Genomic DNA, 3,525 nt, shown 5'->3' on the forward strand with positions numbered 1-3,525 from the left:
GGTGTTCGTGTTGGACGCGGGTTTGTGTGTGGTGCCGCCGGGGGTGGCGGGGGAGTTGTATATCGGTGGTGCCGGGGTGGCGCGGGGGTATCGGGGTCAGTCTGGGTTGACGGCGTCGCGGTTTGTGGCGTGTCCGTTTGGTGGCGCAGCGCAGCGGGGACAACGGATGTATCGGACTGGGGATGTGGTGCGTTGGAATGCCGAGGGCGCGTTGGAGTTTGTCGGCCGGGTCGATGATCAGGTGAAGATTCGGGGGTTTCGTATTGAGCCTGGGGAGGTGGAGGCGGCGCTGAGTGCTCATCCGCGGGTGGCTCAGGCGGTCGTCACCGCCTATGAGGACCAGTTGGTGGGCTATGTGGTGCTTGATGGCCAGCAGCTGCTGGAGCGTGAGCCTGAGCGCGAGGCGGAGCTGGTTGGCCAGTGGCAGCAGATCTACGGCGGGCTGTATACGCAGGCGCATGCGGAATTGGGCCAGGACTTCAGTGGGTGGAACAGTAGCTACACCCAGGAGCCGATTCCGGTGGGGGAGATGCGGCAGTGGCGGGCGGCGGTGGTGGAGCGGATTGTGGGGTTGGGGCCGCGGCGGGTGTTGGAGATTGGGGTGGGGTCGGGGTTGTTGTTGGCTGAGTTGGCGCCGGGTTGTGAGCAGTATTGGGGTACGGATTTTTCGGCGGCCACGATTCATCGGTTGCAGGGGCAGGTGGCGTCGCGGTGGTGGGCGGATCGGGTGCACTTGAGTGTGCAGCCCGCTGATGTGGGTGCGGGGTTGCCGGCGGGTTATTTCGATGTGGTGGTGCTTAATTCGGTGGTTCAGTATTTTCCGAGTGTGGGGTATTTGCTGGATGTGGTCGAGTTGGCGTTGGGGTTGTTGGCTCCGGGTGGGGCGTTGTTTGTGGGGGATGTGCGTAATAAGAGTTTGTTGTCGGCGTTTGGTGCGGCGGTGGTGTGTGCTCAGGCTGATGGTGAGGATACGGTGGGGGTGTTGCGGGAGCGGGTGCGCCGGGAGATGCTGGCCGAGCAGGAATTGTTGTTGGCGCCAGAGTTTTTCGTTGGGTTGCCGCAGCGGTTGGCCGCGATCGGCGCGGTGGACATCCAGCTTAAACCGATGAGTGCGGTCAATGAGCTTTCGGGTTATCGCTATGACGTGGTGTTGTATAAGGAGCCTGCGGTGGTGTGTTCGTGTGCCCAGTTACCGCAGCTGCCGTGGGATCGGTGGGGCAGTTTGGCTGCGCTGGGCCCGTATTTGCGCGAGGAGCGCCCGTTGGGGCTGCGGGTTACTGGGGTGCCGCATCGGGGGGTGTGGCCGGAGGTCGCGCTGGAACGCGCGCTGGCCTGCGCGGCTGATCGTGTGGTGTTGCACCAGTTACCGGTTCAGCTCGACGCGGTCGATGCGGTGATGCCCGCTGAATGTCACCGGTTGGGCTGTGAGCTGGGGTATCGGGTGGTGGTGACGTGGTCGGCCACGGCGGGGTTGATGGATGTGGTTTTCCTTGCGGGTGTGGATTCGGTGTTGTCGGATGTGTATGTTCCGGGTGCGCAGGTGCGGGGTGTGGCGGGTTGGGTTACTGATCCGGCGGCGATTGCGCGCGGTGGTGAGGTGCGTCGGTGGGTGGGGGATCGGTTGCCGGAGTTCATGGTTCCGGCGGTGGTGATGGTGGTTGATGGGTTGCCGTTGACGCCTAATGGCAAGGTGGATCGAAAGGGGTTGCCGGCGCCGGAGTTTGTGTCGGCGGTGGTGTATCGGGGCCCGCGCGATGGGCGCGATGCGGTGTTGGTGGGGTTGTTCGCTGAGGTGTTGGGGTTGGCGCGGGTGGGCATTGATGACGGGTTTTTCGATTTGGGTGGGCATTCGTTGACGGTGACGCGGTTGGTGGCGCGCATTCGGGTCGAGCTAGGTGTGCAGGTGCCGATCCGGGCGGTGTTTGAGGCGCCGAGTGTGGCGCAGTTGGCGGACTGGCTGGACGCTCACGACGGTCGTGCAACGCACGCGGTATTGCTGGCCCAACCACGCCCGGCGCGGATTCCGTTGTCCTATGCGCAATCGCGATTGTGGTTTTTGCAGCGCTATGAGGGTCGGTCGGCGACCTACAACATTCCGGTGGCGGTGCGGCTGACCGGAAGCCTCGACGTGGCGGCGTTGGAAGCCGCCCTCGGTGACGTGGTGGCCCGCCATGAAAGCTTGCGCACAGTGTTCGTCGAGAGCGACGGCATCGCCCATCAACAAATCCTGCCCCCCGAGGCGGTCGCGCTGATCGTCACCGAGCTGGCCGACGGCCTGCCGTTGGCCGAGGCGGTGAACCAGGCCGCCGGGCACCACTTCGAGCTGGCCACCGAGATTCCGCTGCGGGCCCAGCTGATCGTGGCGTCTAAGACCGAGCACGTTTTGGTGTTAGTGGTGCACCATATCGCTGCTGACGGCGCCTCGCTGGTGGCGTTGACTCAGGACCTTACGACCGCGTATGCCGCCCGCGCTGCCGGACACGAACCGCATTGGGCGCCGTTGGGCGTGCAGTACGCCGACTACACGCTGTGGCAACAGCAGATATTGGGCGATGAGAACGACCCTGAATCGGTACTAGCACACCAATTCGCCTACTGGCAAACCGAATTAGCCGGTGCACCCGAACAGATCAGCTTACCGCTGGACCGGCCCCGCCCCGCACACCAGTCGTTCCGCGGCAAGGTGATGCCGTTCGCCATCGAGGCAGCCCTGCGAGAGAAGGTGGAGCGGCTGGCCCGCCGCACCGGGACCACGGTCTCGATGGTCGCGCAGGCCGCCTTGTCGGTGCTGATGCGCAAGCTGGGGGCCGGCGACGACGTCTGCATCGGCGGGCCGATCGCTGGGCGTACCGATGCCGCCCTGGCTGAGCTGGTCGGGTTCTTCGTCAACACCTGGGTGTTACGGATCAACACGGCAGGCAATCCCAGCTTCGCCGAATTGCTGACCCAGGTGCGCACCAAAGCGCTGGCGGCCTATGAGAACCAGGACGCCCCGTTCGAGCGGCTGGTGGAGTTGCTCAACCCAGCCCGATCCACCGCACACCATCCGCTGTTCCAGGTTTCCTTTGCCCTGCAAAACAATCCCCCACCCATGCTGAGGCTCCCCGGATTGACCATTGAGGCCATGCCGGTATCCACCCATACCGCCAAGTTCGACTTGTCGATACACCTATTCGACTTCCCGGCCCCCGCCGGGCAGCCGCAACCGATGCCGGGTGCCATCGAATACGCCACCGACCTCTTCGACGCGCACACGATCGAAACGTTCGCGGCCTACTATCTGCGCATCCTGCACACCGTGACCGCTGAGCCCGGCCGGGGTATCGACACCATCGAAATCCTCGACGCGGCCCAACGGGAGCTCTTGGTGAGCACCTACAACGACACCGCCACCGCAATTACCTCCGCGCCACTACCACAACTATTCGCCGACCAGGCGGCCCGCACCCCACATGCAATCGCGATACAAGACAACCGGCAAACCCTGACCTACGCGCAGTTGGCGGCCCGGGTAAATCGGCTGGC

1 protein-coding gene is annotated in these 3,525 nt (G+C 64.3%); it reads left to right on the top strand.

Going from position 1 to position 3,525, the window contains the following annotated elements; translation table 11 throughout:
• A partial coding sequence (locus tag F0Q45_RS24970; RefSeq protein ID WP_149656439.1) for a condensation domain-containing protein occupies positions 1-3,525 on the top strand: 3,525 nt, incomplete at both ends.

The organism is Mycobacterium simiae (assembly GCF_008370645.1).
Classification (GTDB): Bacteria; Actinomycetota; Actinomycetes; order Mycobacteriales; family Mycobacteriaceae; genus Mycobacterium; species Mycobacterium simiae_A.